Below are 23544 nucleotides of genomic sequence, written 5' to 3' on the forward strand. Positions count from 1 at the left end.
CTGTGACTAGAGGTTCATTTTCTGTCTTGTGATGGTTCTAGAACGCGCTTTGCGCTATCATTTGCACCTATTTTTCCTGTCCCGTGACTTCTGCTCTTTCAAGAGGCTTCTGTAATGCTCGAACTGCGAGGCGCTCCCGCACTTTCTGCCTTTCGTTCCACCAAGCTCCTGATCCAACTTCAGGCCATTTCCTCCAAGGTTACAGGTGTCTACGCCGAATACCTGCACCTGGTTGATACCGCTGAAAAGCTTAGCGATGGCGAGTTGCAAACCCTGAAAGCCTTGCTCGAATATGGCCCTTCAGAAGCCCGGCAAAAAGACCCTCAGGGCGAATACTTTCTAGTAGTTCCCCGCATGGGCACCCAGTCACCCTGGTCATCCAAGGCAACGGATATCGCTCACAACTGTGGCCTTACCAGCATTCGCCGCCTGGAAAGGGGTGTGGTCTATATTCTTGAACCCAATGAACCGCTGAGCAGTGATGAGCAACTACTCCTGGGCAAGCAACTTTATGACCGCATGACTGAAACCCTTCTACGTGACCCGCTGACAGCGCAGCAACTCTTCAGCCAGGAGCAGCCTCGCTCTCTGGCTTCAGTGGATATCCTTAATGGGGGTCAGGCAGCCCTCGTTCAAGCAAATCAACAACTGGGTCTGGCCCTGGCTGAAGATGAAATTGATTATTTGGTGAAAAGCTTTACTGATCTGGGCCGCAACCCCAATGATGTTGAGCTGATGATGTTTGCTCAGGCCAATTCTGAGCATTGCCGCCACAAGATTTTCAATGCCGACTGGGTGATCGATGGTCAAGCTGCCGAACATTCACTGTTTGGCATGATTCGCAATACCCATAAGGCTTCACCGGAAGGCGTGCTTTCAGCATATAAGGATAACGCTGCGGTCATTGCCGGCTTTGAAGCGCCGCGTTTTTTTCCCGAGCCACAGAGCAAAAGCTGGCAGCCAGTTACTGAACCCACGCACATACTGATGAAGGTGGAAACCCACAACCACCCCACCGCCATAGCGCCCCATCCAGGTGCAGCCACGGGTGCCGGGGGTGAAATTCGTGATGAAGGTGCCACAGGTGTTGGCTCCAAACCCAAAGCAGGTTTAACCGCCTTTAGTGTTTCCAACCTGCGTATTCCTGATTTTATTCAGCCCTGGGAAAGTCAGGACTATGGCAAGCCCAATCGCATCGTTTCTGCCCTGGACATTATGATTGATGGCCCTCTGGGTGGTGCCGCTTTTAATAATGAGTTTGGCCGTCCCAATTTGAATGGCTACTTCCGTACCTTTGAAGAAAATGCCGAGGGGGTTAACGGTCGTGAGCGTCGTGGTTACCATAAGCCGATTATGCTGGCTGGGGGGTTTGGCAATATTCGCCCCGACCACGTTGAAAAGGGAGAAATTCCTGTCGGTGCCAAACTGATCGTTTTAGGTGGTCCGGCGATGAATATTGGCCTGGGCGGCGGTGCTGCCTCTTCCATGGCTACCGGCGCTTCCAGGGAAGACCTGGATTTTGCTTCGGTTCAGCGCGATAACCCGGAAATCGAGCGTCGGGCTCAGGAAGTGATTGATCGCTGCTGGGAACTGGGCGACCAGAACCCCATTTGTTTCATCCACGATGTCGGCGCTGGCGGCCTGTCTAATGCCCTGCCTGAGCTGGTCAAAGATGGCGAGCGCGGCGGGCTGTTTGATCTGCGTGCCGTGCCCAATGCCGAACCTGGCATGAGCCCACTGGAAATCTGGTGTAATGAAGCCCAGGAGCGCTATGTATTGGCTGTAGCACAGGAAAATCTGGATGCCTTTGATGCACTCTGCCAACGTGAGCGAGCGCCCTATTCAGTGGTCGGTGAAGCTTTAGCTGACCATCACCTCACGGTTACAGATGGTCATTTCAACACTCAGCCGGTCGATTTACCGATGAGCGTGCTCTTTGGCAAGCCGCCCAAAATGACCCGCGAATTCCAGCGCCAGCAGGTGCAATTACCTGAGTTGGATTTTTCTGATATCAATCTTAAAGATGCAGCTGAACGCATCCTCCGCCTGCCAACAGTCGCCAGCAAACAGTTTTTGATTACTATCGGTGACCGCAGTGTCACCGGTATGGTAGCTCGCGATCAGATGGTTGGCCCTTGGCAGGTACCTGTAGCCGACTGTGCTGTGACCACCACCACACCCTTCACCGAAACTGGCGAAGCCATGGCGATGGGTGAACGCACACCCCTGGCTTTAATCAACCCGGCGGCCTCTGGTCGTATGGCCGTGGCCGAGTCGATTACCAATATCGCAGCAGCCAGCATTCATAAGCTGGGTGATATCAAGCTTTCTGCCAACTGGATGTCCGCAGCCAATCATCCTGGTGAGAACCAGGCCCTTTATGACACCGTCAAAGCGGTAGGCATGGAGCTCTGCCCTCAGTTAGGTATTGCCATTCCTGTGGGCAAGGATTCCATGTCCATGCGCACCGTCTGGCAGGATGAACAGGGTGAAGAAAAAGCCGTCACTGCCCCCCTGTCTCTGGTGGTTACTGCTTTTGCACCAGTTACTGATGCACGCCACACCCTCACCCCACAAATCCGTAAGGATCTGGGTGCCAGTGACCTGCTACTGGTCGATCTGGGCCTGGGTCAAAACCGTCTGGGTGGCTCAGCCTTGGCACAGGTTTATAATCAGGTCGGCTGTGAAGCACCGGATCTGGATGATCCTGAAGATCTCAAGGCTTTCTTTGCTGTCATTCAGGGCTTGGCTAGTGAAGGCAAGCTGCTGGCCTACCATGATCGCTCCGACGGCGGCCTCTTTGCCACTTTGACTGAAATGGCTTTTGCCGGTCACTCAGGTTTGGATATCAAGCTGGATTTGTTGGCAACTAATAAAGAAGAAGCCCTGGCTGCACTCTTTGCTGAAGAGTTGGGTGCTGTCCTGCAAATACGTCAGGAAGACACTGAGTATGTACTCATGCAACTGGCTGCGGCAGGTTTGGGTGAACACACTCAAGTGATCGGCCAACCCAGTGATGATGACCAGATCAACTTCTCTCTGGAAGGCGATAACCTCTTACAATCCAGTCGTGTTCACTTCCAACGCACCTGGTCCGAGACCAGCTTCCGTATTCAGGCACTGCGCGATAATGCCGATTGTGCCCAGGAAGAATTTGATGGCCTCTTGGATGCTGAAGACCCAGGTATCAACCCCAAGCTGACTTTTGATCTTAATGAAGATCCTGCTGCCCCTTATCTGCATCTGAATACACGTCCGCAAGTGGCTATTCTGCGTGAGCAGGGGGTTAACAGCCACCTGGAAATGGCTGCTGGCTTCTATCGTGCAGGCTTTGATCCAGTAGATGTGCATATGAGTGATCTGCTGGAAGGTCGTATCAGTCTGGAAAGCTTCAAGGGCCTGGCGGCCTGCGGTGGCTTCTCCTATGGCGATGTTTTGGGTGCCGGCGGTGGCTGGGCCAAATCCGTACTCTTCCACCCTCAGGTCAGGGATACCTTTGCCGCCTTCTTTGAGCGGGAAGACAGCTTTTCATTGGGGATTTGTAATGGCTGCCAGATGCTGTCGCAGTTGAAGTCACTGATTCCCGGCGCTGATCACTGGCCGCGTTTTGTCCGCAACCTGTCTGAGCAGTTTGAAGCCAGGGTGGCAAGCGTTGAGGTCCAAAAATCGGCATCCATTCTGTTGCAGGGCATGGAAGGCTCACGCCTGCCGATTGCTGTTTCTCATGGTGAAGGACGCGCTGAGTTTGCCGATGCCACTCAGCTTCAGGCAACCGAAGCCAGTGGTAGTATTGCCCTGCGTTTTGTTGATAACCGCGGCCAGGTCACTCAACGCTATCCGCTGAACCCCAATGGATCACCTGCGGGTATTACCGGCCTGACCAGTGCGGATGGGCGTGCTACCATTATGATGCCTCACCCTGAACGGGTTGCTCGTACAGTGACTAACTCCTGGCACCCGGATGAATGGGGCGAACAGGGACCTTGGCAACGGATTTTTGCCAATGCACGTAAGTGGGTGGATTAAGGTATCGCTTTCGGAGAAAGCTCCCACAGCAAGCTTTAACAATGGACTCTCATCCTTGAATGGCAGGAGAAACCAATGCCAATTAAACGTTTTATCGCCGGCGCCGTCTGCCCTAAGTGTGCAGCTATGGATCGGTTAAAGGCCTGGCAGGAAGATGGGATGCAGCATCGGGAGTGTGTGGCTTGTGGTTTTACCGACTCTATGTCTTTAGAGGCACCGGAGGAGTTGCCCACACGCGTGAATCAAACCCAGCCGGATCCCAAGGATGAGATTCAGGTAGTGAAGATTTTTGACACCAAGACGCACTGAATTAAAAACCGAACTAAAAAAGGGTGCCTAGGCACCCTTTTTTAGTGGTTGCTTGCTGGTTTAGCCCAAAGCAGCAGTAATGGTTTCGTATTTTTCCATTAACTCTTCTTTGCTTTCGACATGGTTGGGGTCTTTGGGAATACACTCAACCGGGCAGACATCCACGCACTGGGGTTCATCATAGTGACCCACGCACTCGGTACAGAGGTTGGGGTCAATTTCATAGATTTCATCGCCCTGCGAAATAGCACCATTGGGGCACTCAGGCTCGCAAACGTCACAGTTGATGCATTCGTCAGTAATGTACAAAGCCATACACTTTGTCCTCTTTTTAAGTAGCGAGTGGGCTATTAGCCGTTATAGATTCTATTTGTTAAGAAGGGTTCAGGTTAAATTTTTTCTGCAGGGCCTCAGCGATCTGGGGATGCACCAGATGCTCTATGGGGCCTCCCAAACTGGCCACTTCACGCACCAGGGAAGAGGCAATAAAGGAGAGCTCAGGTGATGGCGGTAGAAATACACTATCAACACCTGTAAGACTGCGATTCAACTGAGCCAGAGGCAGTTCATAGTCAAAATCAGCGCCTGACCTCAAGCCTCTGAGCACCACTTGGGCTTGCTGCTGTTGCATAAAATCAACCAGCAGACCATCGAAGCCTTTCACCTCAACCTGGGGAAGGTCGACCAGCGCCTGCTGTGCCAATTCAATTCTTTCTTGCAAGCTAAACAGGGGCTTCTTCCCAGGACTGGCTGCGATAGCCAGGACAACCCGATCAAACATCTGACAGGCACGCTGCAGTATGTCCTGATGGCCAAGGGTTAAAGGATCAAAGGTTCCAGGATAAACAGCCAGTGTCATGTTTGTCTCCCAGGGAAAAGAGCGAGCATCTTACCCAAAAGCCAGCCAGGGCTCAAATCACTTATCGGCATAACCTTGGTAGAGAGAGAAGCGGACTTCACCGGCTTCTTTTTGTTTGAGTTGTTGCCAGCCGTTGGGTACTTGCAATGCCGGTGCCTGTTTTTCAATTTCCAAGTAAATTTTTGCCCCTGGCGCCAGCCAGCCATTTTCTTGAAGTAGCTGACAGGCGGGTTCCAGCAGACCTTGAGTAAAGGGCGGATCAAGAAAAACCAGGTCAAACTGTTCGGAGGCTGGCTGGTTTAAATAGGCCAGGCTATCGGCATTTAAAACCTCTGCTCTGGATTCAGCTAAAACCATCAAGCTTTCGCGCAAGTGTTTGGCGACACGAGGTTCTTTTTCTAGCAGCAGCACCCGGGCCGCTCCCCGGCTTAAACTTTCCATTGCCAGAGCACCACTACCTGCAAAAACATCCAGGCAACGACTGGCTGGCAAATCAAATTGCAGCCAGTTGAATAGGGTTTCTTTGACCCGGTCAGATGTCGGTCGCAAGCCTTCTGCTTCAGGTACTGGCAGCTTGCGACCGCTCCAGTCTCCCCCGATAATTCGCACTTGTCCTTGCAGACCCTGCTTTAAACTTTTCTGACGTTTTGGCATCTTGTCTCCAGTTGGCAACTTGCCTTCTACCTTCTATTGCGAGCAGGTGATAGGATAACGTATTCACTTAACGATTAAGATACCAACACCCATGTTAGGACGATTCAAACGCGATAAAAAACAGTCGGATGCGACTGAAAGCCCGGCAGACACCTCCACTCAGCCCGAAAAAACCGGCTTACTAGCCCGCCTTAAGCAAGGTTTGGCTAAAACACGCAGCGGTTTAACTGAAGGATTGGCGGGGCTTTTTGGTAGTGATCGCAAACTCGATGATGAACTACTTGAAGAACTGGAAACCCGCTTATTGATGGCGGATGTTGGCATGAAGGCCACTCAGGAAATTATTGCTAGCCTGACCGACAAGGTGGATCGTAAGCAATTAAAGGATGCACCGGCTCTGTTCAATGCGCTGAAGGAAGAATTGAAAAGCCTGCTGCTCCCAGTCTGTAAACCCATGGAAATTCCCACAGACACTCAAAAACCTTTTGTTATTTTAATGGTGGGTGTCAACGGGGTTGGCAAAACCACAACCATTGGCAAGCTCACCAAGCGCTATCAAGGCGAGGGCAAAAAAATTCTCTTGGCCGCCGGGGATACCTTTCGTGCTGCCGCAGTAGAACAGCTCAAGGTTTGGGGTGAACGTAATCAAGTTCCAGTGATCGCCCAGCATACCGGTGCCGACAGCGCCAGTGTGGTCTTTGATGCTCTGCAAGCGGCTCAAGCCCGTAATGTGGATATTCTGATCGCAGATACAGCCGGGCGCCTACATAATAAAAGCAACCTGATGGATGAGCTGTCCAAGGTTCGCCGCGTTATGCAAAAATTAGATACCGAGGCCCCTCAGGAAATCCTGTTGGTGCTGGATGCAGCAACCGGTCAAAATGCCGTTGCGCAAGCGCGTGAGTTCAACCAGGCCGTCCCCCTAACCGGCCTCGTACTGACCAAGCTGGATGGCACCGCCAAGGGCGGGATTGTTTTTGCACTGGCCCGCGAGCTGGGCATCCCCGTACGTTTTATTGGTGTTGGCGAACAGGCTGAAGACCTGCGTGAGTTTGATGCTGACAGCTTTGTCGAAGCCTTGCTGGATATTCCTCTTGAAGAACAACCGGCGTCCTAAACCAGCAGGCCACCCGGAGGGCCTATGATTCAGTTCACGAACGTTTTTAAACGCTATGAAAATGGCCATGAAGCCCTGCAAAACGTCAATTTCACCCTGCAGGAAGGGGAAATGGCCTTTTTGACCGGCCATTCAGGGGCAGGAAAAAGTACCCTTCTAAAGCTGATCATGCGCATGGAAGTGGCAACCCGTGGACAGGTCATGATTGATGGCCTTCACCTTAGTCAGTTAGGCAAGCGGCATATTCCTTTTCTGCGCCGTAAAATCGGTGTTGTTTTTCAGGACCACCAGCTGCTTTTTGATCGCAGCGTTTATGACAATGTTGCCCTACCCCTAATTATTGAAGGCATGGATCCCAAGGATATCGCTAAAAGAGTTCGTGCAGCTCTGGATAAGGTTGGCCTGCTTTCCAAAGAGCAGTTCACACCCATCATGCTTTCTGGTGGTGAGCAGCAACGTGTCGGGATTGCGCGCGCGGTGGTTAACAAGCCCCCCATTTTGTTGGCCGATGAGCCGACCGGTAACCTTGATCCCAAGCTTTCTGCAGAAATCATGCAGCTTTTCCGCCAATTCAATGCTGTGGGTGTCACCGTGCTGATTGCCTCTCACGATCTAAACCTGATTGGCCGCATGGGGCAACGCATGCTCGCACTAACTGAAGGCAGCATTACTCACGATGGAGCGCCAAGATGATCGGTAAACGTCCAGGCAGCCCCTCCAAACCCAGTGGAGCCACCTTTCAGGACTCCCGGCGCACCAGTTCAAAAAAACCAGCACCTCCGGTTAAGCGCAAACCACCTCCCAATCGCTTGCGCTCCGAACCCGCACCCAGAAAAAGTGCTGCCAGTGCAGAGATCAGCCGGGTAAAAGCCAGTACCCGCTTTCGGGCCTGGCGTCGTCACCATGCTGCTATGGCAGCTGACAGCCTCCAGCGCTTACTGACAGCCCCTTTTGCCAGCTTGATGACTTGGGCGGTTATTGCCATTGCCCTATCACTGCCCGTTGCCCTTTATATCTTCCTGAATAATGCTCAGTTAGTATCCAGCAACTGGGATGGCAGTGCTCAGATTTCACTCTATCTGGAAGCTCAGGTTGATGACCAAGGCGGTCGGGATTTAATGCAGGAACTGCAGCTGCGTGATGATATTGCTGAAACCCGTTACCTGTCCAAAGAACAAACCCTGGCAGAATTCAAAGAGTTTTCAGGTTTTGGCGAGGCTCTCAACTATCTGGATGATAACCCCTTACCTGCAGTAATTATTGTCAGACCCAGTATTTCCGGTATTGAAGCCCAACAGGCGCTGGTTGATCAGCTCGATCGCCTCCCTCAGGTTGAAGAAGCTCAGTTGGATCTGGCTTGGGTCAAACGACTTTTCCATATTATGGAACTGGGCCAACGCATGATTACCGCTTTGGGCCTTTTGCTGGGTATCGCTGTACTTTTGGTGGTTGGCAATACGATTCGGCTGGCAATTGAAAACCGTCGCCAGGAAATTGTCGTTATCAAACTCATTGGCGCCACCAACGCTTTTGTACGCCGGCCTTTCCTCTACACGGGCATCTGGTACGGCCTGGGCGGCGGCATCCTAGCTTGGATACTCATCAATTTATCGCTGTTCTGGCTGGATGGTCCTGTACGTTCGCTTGCTAGCGCCTATGCCAGCGATTTCAGCCTTATTGGCCTTAATTTCAGGGATTCCCTTTTGCTCTTATTTTCTGCTACCCTTTTAGGTTGGCTGGGTGCCTGGCTTGCTGTCAGCAGGCATCTTGGAGCCATCGAACCCAGATAAGAACTTTTGCACATTTAACAGGTCTTAGGATTCAGAATTTTTTGCCTAAGGTTTACGGAGATCCATAATGAGCAAGCAACTTCAGGTTGTTGATCTTTATTCACCAGGCCGTGATTTAAACGCTTACATCCAGACTGTTAACAGCATTCCTTTGTTAACGGCTGATGAAGAAAAAGACCTGGGATATCGCCTGCAGGAGCAGGGGGATCTAGAGGCCGCACGCCTGCTGGTACTCTCACATCTTCGTTTTGTTGTTCACATTGCCAAAAGCTACAGCGGTTACGGTTTGGCACAGGCCGATCTCATTCAGGAAGGTAATGTTGGCCTGATGAAAGCCGTAAAACGCTTCGACCCAAGCATGGGTGTTCGCCTGGTTTCTTTTGCCGTTCACTGGATCAAAGCCGAGATTCACGAATTTGTTCTGAAGAACTGGCGTATCGTTAAGGTGGCAACCACCAAAGCCCAGCGCAAACTCTTTTTCAACCTGCGCGGTGCCAAGAAAAGCTTAACCTGGCTCAATGGCCAGGAGGTTGAAGCCATAGCTGAAGATCTAAACGTCAAACCAGAAACCGTTCGGGAAATGGAAGGACGCCTTAGCTCCTATGATGCCGCCTTTGACGGTTACATGGATGACGAAGATGACAATAACAGTGGTTATGCACCTGTTAACTACCTGGAAGACCAGCGCTATAACCCAGCTGCAATGATAGAGGCTGACAACTCCGAAGCCGATGCAAGCGGTCGGCTTCAGTCAGCACTCAATTCCCTGGATGACAGAAGTAAGGATATTTTGCAGAAGCGTTGGCTGAATGAGAACAAGGCCACTCTACATGAATTGGCTGATATCTACGGTGTTTCGGCTGAACGTATTCGTCAGCTAGAAAAGAATGCTATGAATAAAGTAAAAGCCGCTATGCAAGGTGAGCTAGTCGCTTAAATCCAACTTACTTAATTAAGTCTTACTTAATAATAAAAAACCGGATTGCTTTACAAAGCAATCCGGTTTTTTATTCGCTCAAAATAAGTAACAGGTCACAAAAATCAAAAAATTTTCAAGACCAGCTTGCAACCTTATCCATTTGGACTAGTATGCAAAGATCAAATTTGATTTGAATCACAATATTAACTAAAAAATAACAAGACTCCTTGGTCAACCTAAGAAACACGAGGGCGCAGGGTTACAACCAGGGAAGAGTAAGCCAACCAGCTGACAACGAAGTCAGGGATAGCCGACAATGCACAGTAAAAATTTACGCAGCAGTTGTGTAAGTAGTTTAACTTGGCAAGCAGGAAAAATTGAAAAGAACCTGCATAGTCTTTTCAACAAACCCAAGCAAACACGCTCGGATGTTGAGGCAACCCTTCTTCAGGCAACGCTCAACAAAGTAAAACGGACCGCCCAACAGGCTGGTCACGAGGACTTAATAGAAGCTGCTTGCCGTTTTCAAAAACAACTGGATCACAAGCTGGATAGCCAGTTTGACGACTCCGAACCCCTGCACCAAGCCCACAAACAGCTCCAAGAACTGATCAGACGGCATTCTCGAATCAGCTAAAGTTAGCTCTTGCCCACAAAGTTCAGATGGGCTATATAGAAGCTATGATCACATCAGCCCAAAACCCTGATCAATTGCTTCCATTTTTATATGCTGCTCCAGCACATCCGGACGGCTGGTCGCCTTTTTTAATCCGCCTGGCAGAGTTTTTCAACACGGGTACCGCTTGCTTACGCCTTCTTGATCGCCAAGCAGCTGTTGTTCATCAGTCTTTTTCCTTTGGCTTCAGCCCTGAGGCCACCCGCAATTACCTTGAGAACTTCAGAGACCTGGACCCTTTCATAGATACTCTGGAACAGCTTCCAGCAGGCAAGGTTGCTGCCAGCCACTCAGTTATCAGTGATCAGGACTATCTGCGCAGCGAGCACTACAATCAGGTTTTTCGACTTAATGGCAACTTTTACGCCATGGGTTCCCACGTTGAAAGAAGCCAGACCCGTAGCCTACAAGTTGGCGTTCATCGGCCCAGGTCCCAAGGCCCCTTTAGTGCACAAGAATGCCGGCTACTGGAATACTTCTCACCCCATCTTCGTGAAGCCGCCAAACTCCTGACCCTGCTGGATGAGTACCGCCAGGCACTCACTCGCAGCCGCCTGGCTTTGGATCAATTGCCTTATGGTGTTTGGGAGCTGGATGAGCAGTTACGTTGTGTTTGGATGAATACTGAAGCCGAGCAGGCACTAGAAAATCAGGTTTACGGTCTGAAAACCCGAGCTGAAAAACTAACCTTTGCTAAAGATCAGGATGCAGTCAGGCTCAATAAAGCCTACAGAGCGCTGCAAAATCAGCCCAAGACAAGCACCCTGACCCTCAAGATTGCTCAGGGGCAGGCTGCTCTGGTTTTTGTCACAGTACAGAATAGCTCCCAACAGTTGAGTGCTGACAGAGGTTGCAGCTATCTTGCCTTTCTCCTGGATAGCCAGCGCCAGCTTCAACTCGACCCCCTTGCTCTGGGCCAGTTTTATCAACTGACCCCAGCAGAGGTGCGTCTACTCAACCATTTTCTACAGGGCAAGGATTTACATGAAATCAGCAACTGCTTACAGGTCTCTCTCAATACCCTGCGTTCACAGCTTAAATCCATCCTGCGCAAAACAGAAACAACTCGCCAGGCAGAGCTCATGCGTAAACTCTTGATGAACTGGAGCTGCTTAAAATAGGATATAAGATGCCACTTGCCTATACTTGTCATGGCAACCCAGGTGGTTGGCCTGTTTTTTATTGTCATGGTACGCCTGGTTCATCCTGCGAAGTCCTACTTCCCACCCGCTTGGCTGATCAAGTCTATCTTATAGCGGTTGACCGGCCCGGCTATGGAAAAAGCCCTTTTATTGATTCTTACCCCGTGAGCCAATTTGCAAGCGACCTGGAGCAGCTTGCTGATCATTTGAAAATCAACGCGTTTTCTGCTTTGGGGTTTTCGGGGGGTGGCTTTTTTGCATTGACTGCAGCGGCTCTGCTACCTGAACGCCTGAAGTCTCTTGGGCTGCTAAGTACCCCTGCCCCTCATGAAATGCAGAGCCCCCTGGATGGAACCGGGCCCATGAATGGCCCTATCTGGGCTACCGCAAAAGATCAGCCAGAAAAATTGATTGAACAGCTCCAAACCCTACTGAAAGACGCCCCAGCAATTTACCAAGTGATGACTGGCTCTCTCTGCGAAAATGATCAAAAGCTCTTTACCCAGAAACAGGTTGCCGATACCTACCTAAAGGCCATGAGTGATGCCCTTGCGCAAGGTAGCCTCACCCTGGCGACCAGAATTACTCAGGAGCTTCAACAGTTGCTGCAACCCTGGCCTTTTGAGCTTCGTAATATCCAACAGCCGGTTTTTATATACCAGGGCACAACTGACCAGCTTATTCGGCCCGTCCATGCCGAGGCTCTAAGCCGAGCGCTTCCCAGAGCTGAGCTAACAATTGATCCAGCTGGAGGGCATTACCAGGGCATAGGTAATCCCTCCAGATTTGCAGAACTGCTTCTAAAACTGGTGTCTGCCAGCCAAGCTAGCGGCCAATAAAGCTGATGAAGACATTGCGGCCAAAGACATCCTGAACCTCCAGTCGTAGCTCTATTTCTCCTGGGGAATCAAGCGCATCCCCGCCCTCATCCGCAGCCTGGAAATTAAAAGTGCCTGAGGTTTGTTCATCCAAAAGCGGAATACCATCGGGTAGAGTGTCCTGATTTCGACCATTTTCAAGGCAGCGCACCTGACAATCACCAGAAGGTGCTGCATAGCGGAAGGCTTGCATTTCCAAAGCCCGGTAGCCCTTCGGTAGCGTCCATTCCACTTCAACTTCACCACCATCAATCACCAGGTTGCGCAACTCCTGCAACGAAGGGCGTATAAATTCGGGTAGCTCTAGACCTGCTTCCTCAGCATGGGGTGGAACGGTCAGTAAACGCACCAACTGAGAGTCCACCTTATCCTCATCGGCAGCATTGAGCACTCTAAAGCGAAAGTACTGTCCTGCGTACATGCGATCCAATTGACTGCTAGTCAGCTCAAAAGATTCATCAGGGTCACTCTCCCTGACAATCCAGCGCATATCCTCATCCCCGATCCAGCTATACCCCCCTTCAGCGTCATCATCCTCCTGCATTGCCAGCAGAACAGCTTTATCACCTGTAGAGAAGGATTGAGTGGGATGAGGGTCGAGATAGGCTTCCATTTCCAGCTCAGTTCGAGAGCCTTCATAGTCACCGACAAAGCGTACAAAATTAGTCGAGAAGAAAGCACCCCATTCCTGACCACTACCCAGTAAGCGCCATTCAGGGTCACCCTCCTCCTTTTGCCACTGCCACCGAGGCACGACATCCCCAAAATCCACAGACACCCGTGTTGTTTCGGCATCGATTTCTTCCACATCAACGAGTAGAAAATTTTGCCAAAGATTGACTTCACGGATTAAGGCTTCACGAAACCCAGAGTCGTCACTCATTGCCAGTGCCTTGGCCTGATCAAAATCATGAACGTTTTCGTAGGTTAGCTTCAGATCCGGGTGCAAAAAACGTTCAGCTTCTTCTTCCGTTAAAGGACGCTGATCAACGATTTCTTTGAAGTTTTTAAGGGATGCTGCCACTGAAGCAGAAATTTGCTGCCAGTTAGCTGTTTTTTGAGGGTCAGGGTCTGAAAAAGCCGCCTGATCTGCAGCAGTCGACAGGTTTTCTGTTATCTCCGTACCTTCGGCCCGGTTTCTCAGCCTGGCGGTTTCTCCATCAAGGGTCACCTCCAGTAGATCCAACACTGCATCAAAGCCAGAACGGTCTGCACTAAAGGGGCTACGCCTTAAATCAAAAGCAGCCGCCTGCTCATCAAGATAGGCCGTCATCACGGGTTGGATACGACCACGCAAACGCTCTTCCTGAGACTCCAAGGCTTCTGCAGTGAGCTGAGTAAAATCAGGGTCATTAAAAAAGGCTTGCGGGTTTTTCCCAGTCACCGCCCCAACAACCAGATCAGTCAGTGGCGTCACATTCAGGGTTGCTGACCCATCACCAGCATCGTCATCAGTCGCAGCAGAGAGCAGGGTGTAGGCGCGACCCCCTGCCAAACCACTTGCATAGATGAGATAGGGGCCTTGCAGTGAATCTAGATTCAACTCAAAACTGCCATCTGCATTCAAGCGGCTCCAGACCAGCTCTTCTTCACCACTCCCCCGAGCTGCAACAAAACCGACCAAAGGAGCACCTGCTGCAGCCGTTCCGGAAAGGGTAGTTAGTTTATCCGGATCATCATTTCCACCATCATTGGCACCATTTTCTGTTCCACTGGAAGGACTACTGGATGAACTGCTGCTATCCAAACACCCGGACAACTGTACCAAGAGCGCGCCTGCAAACAGGAAAGCAAGCCTGGTTTTGAATCGACTTTTCATTTTGGGTCTCCGCTTCAGCCAAACAAATCAACAAAGGTGTTGTGAGTTGTAAGTTTTGGCGAACGCAGACAGGCCAGCATCACCCATTTGGGTGAAAAAACTTATTTTGGAAAAGAAAGATAACTAATTATCACTTTAACTAGGCTGCTTTAACTTCCATTGCACCTCTCTTCCCGCATAAAAGGGCACCATGCTCTCCCCTTGGGGTAGCTGAATGCGCTCTGGCACTGTCCAGCTTTCACGCACCAGGGTTAGGCGGCTTTCGTTCAGGGGCAGGCCGTAAAAATTTGCGCCATGCTCACTGGCAAAGGCTTCCAGCTTGTCTAGCACACCCAGGTTGTCAAAGATTTGCGCATAAAGCTCTAGTGCGGACCAGGCACTGTAACAGCCAGCACAACCGCAGCTGCTTTCTTTACTACTTTGGCTATGGGGAGCTGAGTCAGTCCCCAGGAAGAACTTGCTTGAGCCGCTAGCCACAGCATCAAGCAGTGCCTGTTGGTGAGTAGCGCGTTTAAGAATAGGCAAGCAATAGTTGTGTGGCCGAATACCGCCGACCAGTAAATCGTTGCGGTTCATTAACAAATGCTGTGGCGTTAAGGTTGCGGCCAAGCGCTCTGGGCCTTGCTGAACAAACTCAACTGCATCTGCTGTGGTGATGTGTTCAAAAACAACTTTAAGTTGAGGGTGTTCAGCCACAATACGGCTTAAATGACGGTCGATGAAGACTTTTTCGCGGTCAAAAATATCAATCTCGGCATCGGTGACCTCACCATGAACCAGCAAGGGCATACCCGCTTCCGCCAGGGCTGCAAAAACTGGATCGAGCCGCTCAAGCGAGTTGACTGCTGCACTGGAATTGGTGGTCGCCCCCGCTGGGTAGAGTTTGGCTGCAACCACGCCAGCCACCTTGGCATCAGCAATATCTTGCGCACTGGTTTGATCGGTCAAATAAAGCGTCATTAAAGGTTCAAAACGCTGACCGGCAGGAATGGCCGCAAGAATGCGTTGCCGGTAGGCTTCAGCCTTGGCGGCAGTGGTAACGGGCGGTGTTAAATTGGGCATAATAATGGCCCGTTCAAAGCAGCGACTGGTCGCAGGCACGGTTTCCTGCAATAACGCGTCATCCCTAAGATGCAGGTGCCAATCGTCGGGGGTTCTGATGGTTAATTCCTGAATCGCCATAGCTCGCTACTCGTTAATATAGGTATCTCTATACTAATCGTTTCAGCAAGCTAGAACAAAAAAACACCACTGCAAAGAGAAGTGATGAGAATGAAGGGAAAAGACCGGAGTTGGACCGGACACAAGAATAGATTGGCTGGCTCTAGATAAGATAAGCGTTTGAATCTAATGATAAAACTGAGCATTTAAAGCGTGGTACCGAAGGCCGGACTCGAACCGGCACACCCTTTCGGGCGGCGGATTTTGAATCCGCTGCGTCTACCAATTCCGCCACTTCGGCATATCTGGGCAAGTAAGCAGACTTACTTAGGTAGGTGGCGAGTATTATAAGGATGTTTCTCTATCCGTCAATGACCTTTGCAAAGATCTCAGGTAAAATCGCTCTTTTTCCAATGGCCTGAAGAAATTGACCCCGCATGCAGCGCAGTGACTTCCACTTTGAACTCCCAGATGAATTGATTGCTCGCTACCCGGCTGCAGAGCGCCGTGGTTCGCGTTTATTGGTCCTTGAAGGCCAGCAGGTCAGTCATCGCCAGTTTCCCGATCTCCTGGATTACCTCAAACCGGGCGACCTGATGGTCTTTAACAATACCCGGGTGATTCCTGCACGCCTTTTTGGTCAGAAGGAAACGGGCGGCAAAATCGAGGTTTTGATTGAAAGACCCTTGGATGAACATCGGGCGCTGGCCCACATTCGCTCCAGCAAATCACCTAAAGCCGGTACTCGCCTACTGCTTGAAGGCGGTATAGAAGCTGAGTGTACCGGACGCGAGGGCGCTCTTTTTTGCCTCACTTTTCTCAACCAAGAGCCTCTGTTGGAGCTGCTTGAAAACCACGGCCATTTACCTCTGCCGCCTTATATTGACCGTGAAGATCAGCAAGAAGACAAAGAGCGCTACCAAACAGTTTACGCCCAGCATCCTGGTGCTGTAGCCGCACCGACTGCAGGCCTGCATTTTGATGACCAACTCTTAGAACAAATTCGTAAGAAGGGCATAGAAACAGCCTTTGTTACTCTGCATGTGGGTGCAGGCACCTTTCAGCCGGTTAAAGTCGATAAGCTGGAAGAGCACCAAATGCATAGTGAATGGCTGGAAGTCACACCCCAGGTAGCTGAGCAGGTTCGTACCACTCAGCAGCGTGGTGGACGGGTTATTGCCGTAGGCACCACCAGTGTGCGTTGCCTGGAAACAGCCAGCCGCTCAGGTGAAATTCAAGCCTACACAGGTGATACCCAAATTTTTATTTATCCAGGCTATCAGTGGCAGTGTGTTGACTTACTGATCACCAACTTCCACCTGCCTGAATCGACGCTTTTGATGTTGGTCAGTAGCTTTGCGGGCCATCAACCCATTATGCAGGCCTATCAGGAAGCTGTTCGTAACAAGTATCGTTTCTTTAGCTATGGCGATGCCATGCTATTAAGCCGCAACTCCGCACAAGAGAGCCAGTGAATCCATGCGCCCAGAAGCTTCCATGCAATTTGATCTCCTCGCTACCGATGGCAAAGCCCGACGTGGTCGTATTACCTTTCCGCGCGGCAGTATAGAAACACCTGCTTTTATGCCCGTAGGCACCTATGGAACAGTCAAAGGCGTCTTACCCAGAGATATAGAAGATTTAGGTGCTGAAATTGTTTTGGGTAATACCTTCCATCTGATGCTCAAACCCGGTACTGAAATCATTAAGGCCCACGGCGACCTGCATGACTTTATGCAATGGCAGCGCCCGATTCTGACCGACTCAGGTGGCTTTCAGGTTTTTTCTCTCGGCAAGCTGCGCAAAATCACCGAACAAGGCGTGCATTTCCGCTCACCCCACAATGGTGCCAAGGTTTTTATGGGGCCCGAAGAGTCCATCCAGGTCCAAAAGGATCTGGGCTCGGACATCGTGATGATTTTTGATGAATGCACTCCCTATCCAGCCACTTTTTCCGAAGCAGAAAAATCCATGGAGCTATCACTACGTTGGGCCAAGCGTTCTCGTCTTGCTCATGGTGACAGCCCCGCTGCTTTATTTGGTATTATTCAGGGCGGCATGTATCCGGACCTGCGCAAGCGATCGCTGGAAGGCCTTAATGAAATCGGTTTTGATGGCATGGCTATCGGTGGCTTGTCGGTTGGCGAACCCAAGGAAGAAATGCTCAAAACACTGAACTATCTTCCTGCTTTAATGCCCGAAAACAAACCAAGATACTTGATGGGTGTTGGCAAGCCTGAAGACCTGGTTGAAGGTGTTCGCAGGGGTGTGGATATGTTTGATTGCGTGATGCCTACCCGTAACGCCCGTAATGGCCATTATTTTACCGCCGAAGGCGTCGTCAAAATCCGCAATGCAAAACATAAAACAGCGATTGGCCCTATCGAAGAAGGCTGTGATTGCTATGCTTGCCAGCATTTCAGTAGAGCTTATTTACACCATTTGGACCGCAGCGGTGAAATGCTGGGTGCCATGCTGGGAACGCTACACAATCTGCGCCATTACCAAAGACTGATGGCCAGTTTGCGTCAAGCGATAGAAGCAGGTAAATTGTCGAGCTTTGTTGATGATTTCTATGCGCGCAGGGGGCAGACAACACCACCCTTGGGCGAATAAAATAACCACCGTTTTTTAACCCTAACGCTACTAGCTATTCAAGGAGCCCTTAATGGACTTTTTCATCTCTGCTGCCCACGCTGACGGCGGCGCTGCCAGCCCTATTTCCAGCATTATCATGCTGGTTGGTTTTGTTGCTATTTTTTACTTCATGCTGATTCGTCCTCAGCAAAAACGTGCCAAACAGCATAAAAACCTGCTGGCTGAGCTTGCTAAGGGTGATGAAGTATCCCTGGCTGGCGGCGTTCTTGGCCGTATCAGCAAGGTAACTGATGAGTTCCTGGTACTGGAAATTGCCGAGAACACTTCTATCAAGGTTCAAAAGCAGGCTGTAACTGCGGTACTGCCTAAAGGCACCATCAAAGCCGTTGAATCTGAGTAAACAACGCTAGCCCTGGTTAACAGGGCTTTTTAAGGCCGGTCTTTCTGACTGACCCCCGAATCTGCAAAGTTGCAAGGCTGCCATGCTTAATCGCTATCCCCTTTGGAAAAACCTGCTCATTCTGCTGGTTATTGCTATCGGTATCATCTACGCCCTGCCGAACCTCTACCCTGAAGACCCTGCTGTCCAGGTCACTGGTTCTCGTGGCGCCATAGAAGTTGGCGAAACCCAGCGCCGACAGGCTGAACGCGCACTGGAAGAAGCAGGTATTCCCTTTGAAGAAATCAGTCTCAGTAACTCCACCCTACTGATGCGCTTCACTGATGGAGATCGCCAATTGCGTGGCCGTGATGCCTTGCAGGAAGCCCTGGGGGATGACTATGTCGTGGCCCTGAACCAGGCCGCAACAACACCAGACTGGCTAAGGTCTCTGGGTGCCAACCGTATCAACCTGGGACTTGATTTGCGTGGCGGGGTCCACTTCCAAATGGAAGTTGATATGGAAGCTGCTGTTGAGCAGCAACTTGAAGCTGCTGCCAGTGAAATTCGCAGCACCCTACGCCGCGAGCGCCTTCGTTTCCGCCAGGTTGCCATTGAAGACGGACAAATCCGCATTCGCATGGCTTCAGCAGATGACCTGAACACCGTTCAGCGTTTGCTGCAACGCAGCCTGGATGAGTATCAATACAACCAGGATGCTGATGAAGGTTTGCTGACCTTGAGTCTGTCGGATGACGCTATTCGCGAAATTGAAGACTATGCAGTCGATCAAAACTTAACCACCTTGCGTAACCGGGTTAATGAGCTGGGTGTCGCTGAACCCCTGGTTCAGCGTTCTGGGCGTAATCGTATTGTTGTTGAGCTACCGGGTGTTCAGGATACTGCTGCTGCCAAGCGGGTTCTCGGTGCAACGGCAAACCTAGAGTTTCGTCTGGAAGCACGGCGTAACGCGGACCCCATGGATATTGAAGAATATGAGTTCCGTGATCAGCCTGGACGCACCGCTCAATTGGAAAGAGATATCATCACTACCGGCAACAATGTTGCCAATGCCAGTGTCGGTTTTGATGAAAACAATCGACCCCAGGTTAATATCCGCCTGAATGGTCAGGGTGGACGCCTGATGAGCCAAGCGACCCGCCCCAACGTTGGGCGTGCCATGGGCGTGCTTTTCATAGAGCACAAAACGCGCACCCGCTATGAAAGAGAAAATGGTGAACGCGTTGAAGTGCGTGAGCCTTACACGGAAAGAGGCATTATTTCCCTCGCCACCATCCAAAGTGAGTTGGGACAAAGCTTTCGTATTACCGGTATAGGTGATACCCAGGAAGCCTCAGAGCTGGCCCTGTTACTACGTGCTGGTGCCCTGGCAGCGCCTATTTACTTTGTTGAAGAAAGAACCATAGGCCCCAGCCTAGGTCAGCGCAATATTGAAATGGGTGTAACTTCCATTCAGATAGGCTTGGCCCTGGTTGTCCTCTTTATGCTGGCCTGGTACCGCATGTTTGGTATTTTTGCCTGTGTTGCCCTCACCGCCAACCTGGTCTTATTGGTTGCTCTGCTGTCGGCGCTAGGAGCTACTCTGACCCTACCCGGCATCGCCGGTATTGTCTTGACCCTGGGTATGGCCGTTGATGCCAACGTACTGATCAATGCACGAATAAAAGAAGAGATCTACCACCGTGGGCTATCGCCACAAAATGCGATTCATGCTGGTTACGAGAAGGCTTTCTCAACGATCCTGGATGCCAACATCACCACGCTGCTGGTTGCTGTTATCCTCTTCTCGATAGGCACGGGTCCTGTCAAAGGTTTTGCTGTCACCCTATCCTTGGGTCTGCTGACCTCCATGTTCACCGCCATCATGGTCACCCGTATGCAGGTGAACTGGGTATACGGTAAACGCCGAATTGAACGCCTTCCGCTTTAAGGTCAGGAGCCAAAGATGTCAGACAAAATAAGCGTCAAGCTGCTCAATATCGATATCAACTTTATGAAGGCACGTAGAATTGCCTTCGCTATCTCTGCAGCTCTGCTGCTGATCTCCATAGTCTCCCTGGCGACCCAGGGACTCAGATTTGGCCTGGACTTTACCGGGGGCACCCTAGTTGAAGTTAGCTACGCCCAGGCTCCTGAACTGGAAGATGTTCGAGCCCAGTTGGAAGCGGCAGGTTACGAACACTTTGTGGTACAAAACTTTGGTAGCTCACGCGAAGTCCTGGTCCGCTTAAGCCAGGCTTTCTCGCCAGAAGTAGGTGACCAGGTTCGTAGTCTGCTTGCTGAGGGTGATATTGAGGTTGAACTGCGGCGTGCAGAGTTCGTTGGGGCTCAGGTGGGTGAAGAGCTGAGGGATCAAGGTGGCCTGGGTATGCTGGTCGCCCTGATTTGTGTAATGATCTATGTTGCTTTTCGTTTTCAGTATAAGTTTGCAGTAGGCTCCGTTTTGGCCTTGGGCCACGATGTCATCTTGCTGTTGGGCTTCTTCTCACTGTTCCGGATCGATTTCGACCTAACCGTACTTGCGGCCCTGCTGGCGGTCATCGGCTATTCTCTCAACGATACCATCGTTGTCTATGACCGTATTCGTGAAAACTTCCGAACCGTGCGTGAAGGTGGACCCAAGGATCTAATCAACCTGTCTATTAATCAGACCCTGATCCGTACCACCATAACCAGTTTAACAACCTTACTGGTGCTCTTCTCGCTATTAATCTTTGGTGGTGAGATGATTCACAACTTTGCTTTAGCTCTCATTGTGGGTGTTTTTGTGGGTACCTATTCATCCATTTATGTTGCCGGCACCCTGCTTCTGGCATTGAAAATTAACCGCGAAGATTTGGCTTTACCGATCAAAGAAGGTGAAGTGGAAGAAGAAGGGCGTCCTTAATTAAGGAGCCCCAACAAAACACCCCTCAAGTGAAAACTTGAGGGGTGTTTTCAATTTAGAGCATCCAGGTAATTAAGCCACTGACGTGCCGCTCTTTCTTCACTGGATTCAAGTAGCTCTTCGAGCAAATAACGTGCTTCAGAATAGTTGGCTAATTCTATATGCGCATTGGCCATCAGGAGTTCAACCTGGGCACGCTCTCTCTCTTCCAGTGCTGGTCTGAGTTGAGTCCAGGCATCTAAAGCTTGTTCCCAATGCCCTTGACTGTAATGCCAGTCGGCCAGCCTACGCCAATCCGCAGTTTCCTGAGTGGCCTTCACTAAGCGCTCTAAAGCCTTGGCAATGTCTTCAGGCTGACTGGTCTGCAGCCAGGCCTGAGTGGCCAGCCGCAACAAACTGGGTTCAGGTTCATCCTGATCAGCCAATAGCACTTCAAAAACCTTTGCGGCTCTCAGTGGCTGCCCTGATTGTAGGAGTTCACGGCCCAGGCGCTCCATTTCACGGTTATTCAGATAACCTCGACGCATTGCCAGCTCTTGGGTTACCAGGGCTTCGGCATCTTCACCAGCTAACTTTTGCAATTGGGACAATTGCACCCACAAGCGCGGTCGCTCAGGGTTGATTTCCAAACGCTTGGCTTGATATTCAGCAGCCCCTGACCAGTCTTCTTGTTGCTGATAGATGGCCACAGCCAGAGCCAACCAGGAATCCGGATGCTCTTCCTGCAGGTCAAGCGCTATCAGTAACCAGGGCTCAGCCTCCTGCCAAAGTTCCAGCTGTCCTAACAGGGCTGCACGTAGATAGTGCGCATCAGCAACGGGCTCTTCTTCATCACCCCACCAGCTTTCCAGCCGGGCAAGTGCTTGCTGATAGTCACCCTGCCCGATATAAACCTGGACCAGCAACCAGCGAAGAGCCTGCAGAGTCTGGCGATCCAGATATTCAGCATCCTTGAGGCTTTTTTGCAAAATTTCAGTCGCAGCAACCAGGTCTTCCTGTTGTTGATAAGCCTGAGCCAAGACCCGGGCGACAAAGGCTCGAACAAAAGCTCTTTGTTCCTGATTGCCTCTTGGCCGCTCAAAAAGTGGATAGCCCCTCTCATAAACCTCTTCATAGCGTTCTTCCTGAAGCGCTTCACCCAGGTTGCTTAATTGTTCATACTGGCGGGGAGTCAATTCTGGGGGTGCGGCCATTAACGGATGACTGATCAAGAAACCCAGTGTCAGCCCCAGCCACTTGCCTTTTTTTAGCCAGCTTTGGCTTTTCATCCACTGCCCTCCAGTCGAAATTCAAGGCGCTGTCTTAATTGAGTGCGTCCACTGGCCAGCTCATCGGTTGCAAAACGCCAGCGGGCAATCGCCCGGCGAGCCGCGCGGTCAAAAACGCCTTCAGGGTCAGCTGCCAGCACCCGGATAGTTTCAGGCTGCACGCGTCCCTCGGCATCCACTTCAAAGACTAGCTCAACCCAGCCTTCAATGCGTCTGGCAAGAGCCTGACGGGGATACTGAGGCTGCTCCCTATGCACTGGCGTTGCCTGGATACTAGCCAAATTAGGGTTCAAATCTGGAAAGTCAGCTAAACCCAGATCCATATCAAGATCCGGCTGGGGTGTATCCAGTACAAAATCTGAATCCAATGCGGATACCTCAGCGCTGGATGTGTCCATTTCGTTGGCTGCTTCCGGCTCATTTAATTCAGGAGGAGGCGGGGGTGGCGGCTCTAGCCGTTCAACTTCAGGTTCAGGCGGAACCTCTGCCCAATTGAGCGCAATGCGTTCCGGTCTGGATCCGCGGTCACCATCAGGAGCCTGAATAGTCCAGCCTAACCCCAGAAAAAACACCAGCACACCGCCAAAAGCCAAAGGGGCCGCCAGAAAATTTCTTAACCATTGTAAGGTCATGGTTGTGCTGCCAAAGACATCTGCTCAACACCTGCTTGACGCAGGCGATCCATTACTTCGACAAGGCGTCCTGATCGGGCATCCTTATCGGCCTGAATGACCACGCTTGAGCTGGGCCTCTCCGCCTGAAGACGCGCCACTGTTGGCCCCAGGGCAGCCAAAGCCAGGGGCTCCCGATCAACCCAGATTTCACCTTCCGGGCTAATAGCAACCAAAATACTGGCTTGAGATTGGGTTTGGGCTGTTGCAGCCTGGGGTGGATCCACCTCAATGCCACTTTCACGCACAAAAGAGGTGGTCACTATGAAAAAAATCAGCAGGATGAACACCACATCGATCATGGGTGTTAGGTTAACTTCGGTATCATCCTGCTCCTGACTGAGCAGGCGGGAACGACGCATGGGAACTC

The 23544-nt window shown here is 51.1% G+C and carries 22 protein-coding genes and 1 tRNA gene; 14 read left to right on the forward strand and 9 right to left on the reverse strand.

What is annotated here, in order from left to right; translation table 11 throughout:
• Nucleotides 1–114: 114 nt before the first annotated feature.
• Complete coding sequence (gene purL, locus BM185_RS12520) at nt 115–4026, forward strand: phosphoribosylformylglycinamidine synthase (RefSeq protein ID WP_091964372.1); 3912 nt, start codon at nt 115–117, stop codon at nt 4024–4026.
• Between the two features lie 75 nt (nt 4027–4101).
• Entirely contained in the window at nt 4102–4335 is a 234-nt protein-coding gene (locus BM185_RS12525; RefSeq protein ID WP_091964375.1) for a YheV family putative zinc ribbon protein, read from the forward strand.
• A gap of 60 nt (nt 4336–4395) precedes the next feature.
• Here BM185_RS12525 and BM185_RS12530 read toward each other — a convergent pair whose 3' ends face one another.
• From BM185_RS12530 to rsmD, 3 genes are read right to left on the reverse strand one after another with little or no spacing between them, the layout of a single operon-like run.
• Nucleotides 4396–4650 carry a YfhL family 4Fe-4S dicluster ferredoxin gene (locus BM185_RS12530; RefSeq protein WP_091964378.1) on the reverse strand — a complete coding sequence of 85 codons (255 nt, stop codon included), beginning with the start codon at nt 4648–4650 and terminating at the stop codon, nt 4396–4398.
• 58 nt (nt 4651–4708) lie between these two features.
• Nucleotides 4709–5194 carry a pantetheine-phosphate adenylyltransferase gene (coaD, locus tag BM185_RS12535; RefSeq protein WP_091964381.1) on the reverse strand — a complete coding sequence of 162 codons (486 nt, stop codon included), beginning with the start codon at nt 5192–5194 and terminating at the stop codon, nt 4709–4711.
• Nucleotides 5195–5251: 57 nt separating this feature from the next.
• Entirely contained in the window at nt 5252–5848 is a 597-nt protein-coding gene (gene rsmD / locus BM185_RS12540; protein WP_091964383.1) for a 16S rRNA (guanine(966)-N(2))-methyltransferase RsmD, read from the reverse strand.
• Nucleotides 5849–5939: 91 nt separating this feature from the next.
• Here rsmD and ftsY point away from each other — a divergent pair, with 91 nt between their 5' ends.
• The 7 genes from ftsY (at nt 5940) to BM185_RS12575 (ending at nt 12331) form a co-directional block, all read left to right on the forward strand.
• Nucleotides 5940–6965, forward strand: coding sequence for a signal recognition particle-docking protein FtsY (gene ftsY / locus BM185_RS12545; protein ID WP_091964384.1), 1026 nt, complete (start codon nt 5940–5942; stop codon nt 6963–6965).
• Nucleotides 6966–6989: 24 nt separating this feature from the next.
• Nucleotides 6990–7658, forward strand: coding sequence for a cell division ATP-binding protein FtsE (gene ftsE / locus BM185_RS12550; protein ID WP_091964387.1), 669 nt, complete (start codon nt 6990–6992; stop codon nt 7656–7658).
• Nucleotides 7655–8755, forward strand: coding sequence for a permease-like cell division protein FtsX (gene ftsX, locus BM185_RS12555; protein ID WP_091964390.1), 1101 nt, complete (start codon nt 7655–7657; stop codon nt 8753–8755). Before ftsE ends, ftsX begins: the two co-directional genes overlap by 4 nt.
• Before the next feature lie 67 nt (nt 8756–8822).
• Nucleotides 8823–9692, forward strand: coding sequence for an RNA polymerase sigma factor RpoH (rpoH, locus tag BM185_RS12560; protein WP_091964393.1), 870 nt, complete (start codon nt 8823–8825; stop codon nt 9690–9692).
• Nucleotides 9693–9990: 298 nt separating this feature from the next.
• The gene (locus BM185_RS12565; RefSeq protein WP_091964395.1) at nt 9991–10311 is read left to right on the forward strand and encodes a hypothetical protein; all 321 of its coding nucleotides are present in this window, start codon (nt 9991–9993) and stop codon (nt 10309–10311) included.
• 44 nt (nt 10312–10355) lie between these two features.
• Complete coding sequence (locus BM185_RS12570; protein WP_177203559.1) at nt 10356–11471, forward strand: helix-turn-helix transcriptional regulator; 1116 nt, start codon at nt 10356–10358, stop codon at nt 11469–11471.
• Between the two features lie 8 nt (nt 11472–11479).
• Nucleotides 11480–12331, forward strand: coding sequence for an alpha/beta fold hydrolase (locus BM185_RS12575; RefSeq protein WP_091964401.1), 852 nt, complete (start codon nt 11480–11482; stop codon nt 12329–12331).
• Here the strand turns inward: BM185_RS12575 and BM185_RS12580 are convergent.
• The 3 genes from BM185_RS12580 to BM185_RS12590 form a co-directional block, all read right to left on the reverse strand.
• The gene (locus BM185_RS12580; RefSeq protein WP_091964404.1) at nt 12318–14189 is read right to left on the reverse strand and encodes a hypothetical protein; all 1872 of its coding nucleotides are present in this window, start codon (nt 14187–14189) and stop codon (nt 12318–12320) included. The genes BM185_RS12575 and BM185_RS12580 overlap by 14 nt on opposite strands.
• 135 nt (nt 14190–14324) lie before the next feature.
• On the reverse strand, nt 14325–15371 hold the full coding sequence (gene pyrC / locus BM185_RS12585) for a dihydroorotase (protein ID WP_425434210.1): 1047 nt from the start codon (nt 15369–15371) through the stop codon (nt 14325–14327).
• A 193-nt stretch (nt 15372–15564) separates the two neighbouring features.
• Nucleotides 15565–15651 (reverse strand) — tRNA-Leu (locus tag BM185_RS12590).
• 136 nt (nt 15652–15787) lie between these two features.
• On the opposite strand from BM185_RS12590, the gene queA reads away from it, so the two are divergent.
• The 5 genes from queA (at nt 15788) to secF (ending at nt 21235) form a co-directional block, all read left to right on the forward strand.
• The gene (gene queA, locus BM185_RS12595; protein ID WP_091964407.1) at nt 15788–16825 is read left to right on the forward strand and encodes a tRNA preQ1(34) S-adenosylmethionine ribosyltransferase-isomerase QueA; all 1038 of its coding nucleotides are present in this window, start codon (nt 15788–15790) and stop codon (nt 16823–16825) included.
• Between the two features lie 22 nt (nt 16826–16847).
• Nucleotides 16848–17966, forward strand: coding sequence for a tRNA guanosine(34) transglycosylase Tgt (gene tgt, locus BM185_RS12600; RefSeq protein WP_091964583.1), 1119 nt, complete (start codon nt 16848–16850; stop codon nt 17964–17966).
• A 52-nt stretch (nt 17967–18018) separates the two neighbouring features.
• Nucleotides 18019–18348: a preprotein translocase subunit YajC gene (gene yajC / locus BM185_RS12605; RefSeq protein ID WP_091964409.1), complete on the forward strand. Its 330-nt coding sequence runs from the start codon at nt 18019–18021 to the stop codon at nt 18346–18348.
• A gap of 82 nt (nt 18349–18430) precedes the next feature.
• Nucleotides 18431–20278, forward strand: a complete 1848-nt coding sequence (gene secD, locus BM185_RS12610) for a protein translocase subunit SecD (protein ID WP_091964412.1) — start codon at nt 18431–18433, stop codon at nt 20276–20278.
• A 15-nt stretch (nt 20279–20293) separates the two neighbouring features.
• Nucleotides 20294–21235 (forward strand): protein translocase subunit SecF, encoded by a 942-nt coding sequence (gene secF, locus BM185_RS12615; RefSeq protein ID WP_091964415.1) that lies wholly within the window; start codon nt 20294–20296, stop codon nt 21233–21235.
• Between the two features lie 50 nt (nt 21236–21285).
• Here the strand turns inward: secF and BM185_RS12620 are convergent, their stop codons facing one another.
• From BM185_RS12620 to BM185_RS12630, 3 genes are read right to left on the reverse strand one after another with little or no spacing between them, the layout of a single operon-like run.
• Nucleotides 21286–22503: a tetratricopeptide repeat protein gene (locus tag BM185_RS12620; RefSeq protein ID WP_091964417.1), complete on the reverse strand. Its 1218-nt coding sequence runs from the start codon at nt 22501–22503 to the stop codon at nt 21286–21288.
• Nucleotides 22500–23135 carry a TonB family protein gene (locus BM185_RS12625; protein ID WP_091964420.1) on the reverse strand — a complete coding sequence of 212 codons (636 nt, stop codon included), beginning with the start codon at nt 23133–23135 and terminating at the stop codon, nt 22500–22502. The genes BM185_RS12620 and BM185_RS12625 overlap by 4 nt, the downstream gene beginning before the upstream one ends.
• Entirely contained in the window at nt 23132–23536 is a 405-nt protein-coding gene (locus BM185_RS12630; protein WP_091964423.1) for an ExbD/TolR family protein, read from the reverse strand. The genes BM185_RS12625 and BM185_RS12630 overlap by 4 nt, the downstream gene beginning before the upstream one ends.
• Nucleotides 23537–23544: the final 8 nt, after the last annotated feature.

The organism is Marinospirillum celere (assembly GCF_900112235.1).
GTDB classification, from domain to species: domain Bacteria; phylum Pseudomonadota; class Gammaproteobacteria; order Pseudomonadales; family Halomonadaceae; genus Marinospirillum; species Marinospirillum celere.

Bases quoted from the DNA above. Each gene is read 5' to 3' on its own strand.
- purL (WP_091964372.1), top strand. From the start codon at position 115: ATGCTCGAACTGCGAGGCGCTCCCGCACTTTCTGCCTTTCGTTCCACC.
- BM185_RS12525 (WP_091964375.1), top strand. From the start codon at position 4,102: ATGCCAATTAAACGTTTTATCGCCGGCGCCGTCTGCCCTAAGTGTGCA.
- BM185_RS12530 (WP_091964378.1), bottom strand. From the start codon at position 4,650: ATGGCTTTGTACATTACTGACGAATGCATCAACTGTGACGTTTGCGAG.
- coaD (WP_091964381.1), bottom strand. From the start codon at position 5,194: ATGACACTGGCTGTTTATCCTGGAACCTTTGATCCTTTAACCCTTGGC.
- rsmD (WP_091964383.1), bottom strand. From the start codon at position 5,848: ATGCCAAAACGTCAGAAAAGTTTAAAGCAGGGTCTGCAAGGACAAGTG.
- ftsY (WP_091964384.1), top strand. From the start codon at position 5,940: ATGTTAGGACGATTCAAACGCGATAAAAAACAGTCGGATGCGACTGAA.
- ftsE (WP_091964387.1), top strand. From the start codon at position 6,990: ATGATTCAGTTCACGAACGTTTTTAAACGCTATGAAAATGGCCATGAA.
- ftsX (WP_091964390.1), top strand. From the start codon at position 7,655: ATGATCGGTAAACGTCCAGGCAGCCCCTCCAAACCCAGTGGAGCCACC.
- rpoH (WP_091964393.1), top strand. From the start codon at position 8,823: ATGAGCAAGCAACTTCAGGTTGTTGATCTTTATTCACCAGGCCGTGAT.
- BM185_RS12565 (WP_091964395.1), top strand. From the start codon at position 9,991: ATGCACAGTAAAAATTTACGCAGCAGTTGTGTAAGTAGTTTAACTTGG.
- BM185_RS12570 (WP_177203559.1), top strand. From the start codon at position 10,356: ATGATCACATCAGCCCAAAACCCTGATCAATTGCTTCCATTTTTATAT.
- BM185_RS12575 (WP_091964401.1), top strand. From the start codon at position 11,480: ATGCCACTTGCCTATACTTGTCATGGCAACCCAGGTGGTTGGCCTGTT.
- BM185_RS12580 (WP_091964404.1), bottom strand. From the start codon at position 14,189: ATGAAAAGTCGATTCAAAACCAGGCTTGCTTTCCTGTTTGCAGGCGCG.
- pyrC (WP_425434210.1), bottom strand. From the start codon at position 15,371: ATGGCGATTCAGGAATTAACCATCAGAACCCCCGACGATTGGCACCTG.
- queA (WP_091964407.1), top strand. From the start codon at position 15,788: ATGCAGCGCAGTGACTTCCACTTTGAACTCCCAGATGAATTGATTGCT.
- tgt (WP_091964583.1), top strand. From the start codon at position 16,848: ATGCAATTTGATCTCCTCGCTACCGATGGCAAAGCCCGACGTGGTCGT.
- yajC (WP_091964409.1), top strand. From the start codon at position 18,019: ATGGACTTTTTCATCTCTGCTGCCCACGCTGACGGCGGCGCTGCCAGC.
- secD (WP_091964412.1), top strand. From the start codon at position 18,431: ATGCTTAATCGCTATCCCCTTTGGAAAAACCTGCTCATTCTGCTGGTT.
- secF (WP_091964415.1), top strand. From the start codon at position 20,294: ATGTCAGACAAAATAAGCGTCAAGCTGCTCAATATCGATATCAACTTT.
- BM185_RS12620 (WP_091964417.1), bottom strand. From the start codon at position 22,503: ATGAAAAGCCAAAGCTGGCTAAAAAAAGGCAAGTGGCTGGGGCTGACA.
- BM185_RS12625 (WP_091964420.1), bottom strand. From the start codon at position 23,135: ATGACCTTACAATGGTTAAGAAATTTTCTGGCGGCCCCTTTGGCTTTT.
- BM185_RS12630 (WP_091964423.1), bottom strand. From the start codon at position 23,536: ATGCGTCGTTCCCGCCTGCTCAGTCAGGAGCAGGATGATACCGAAGTT.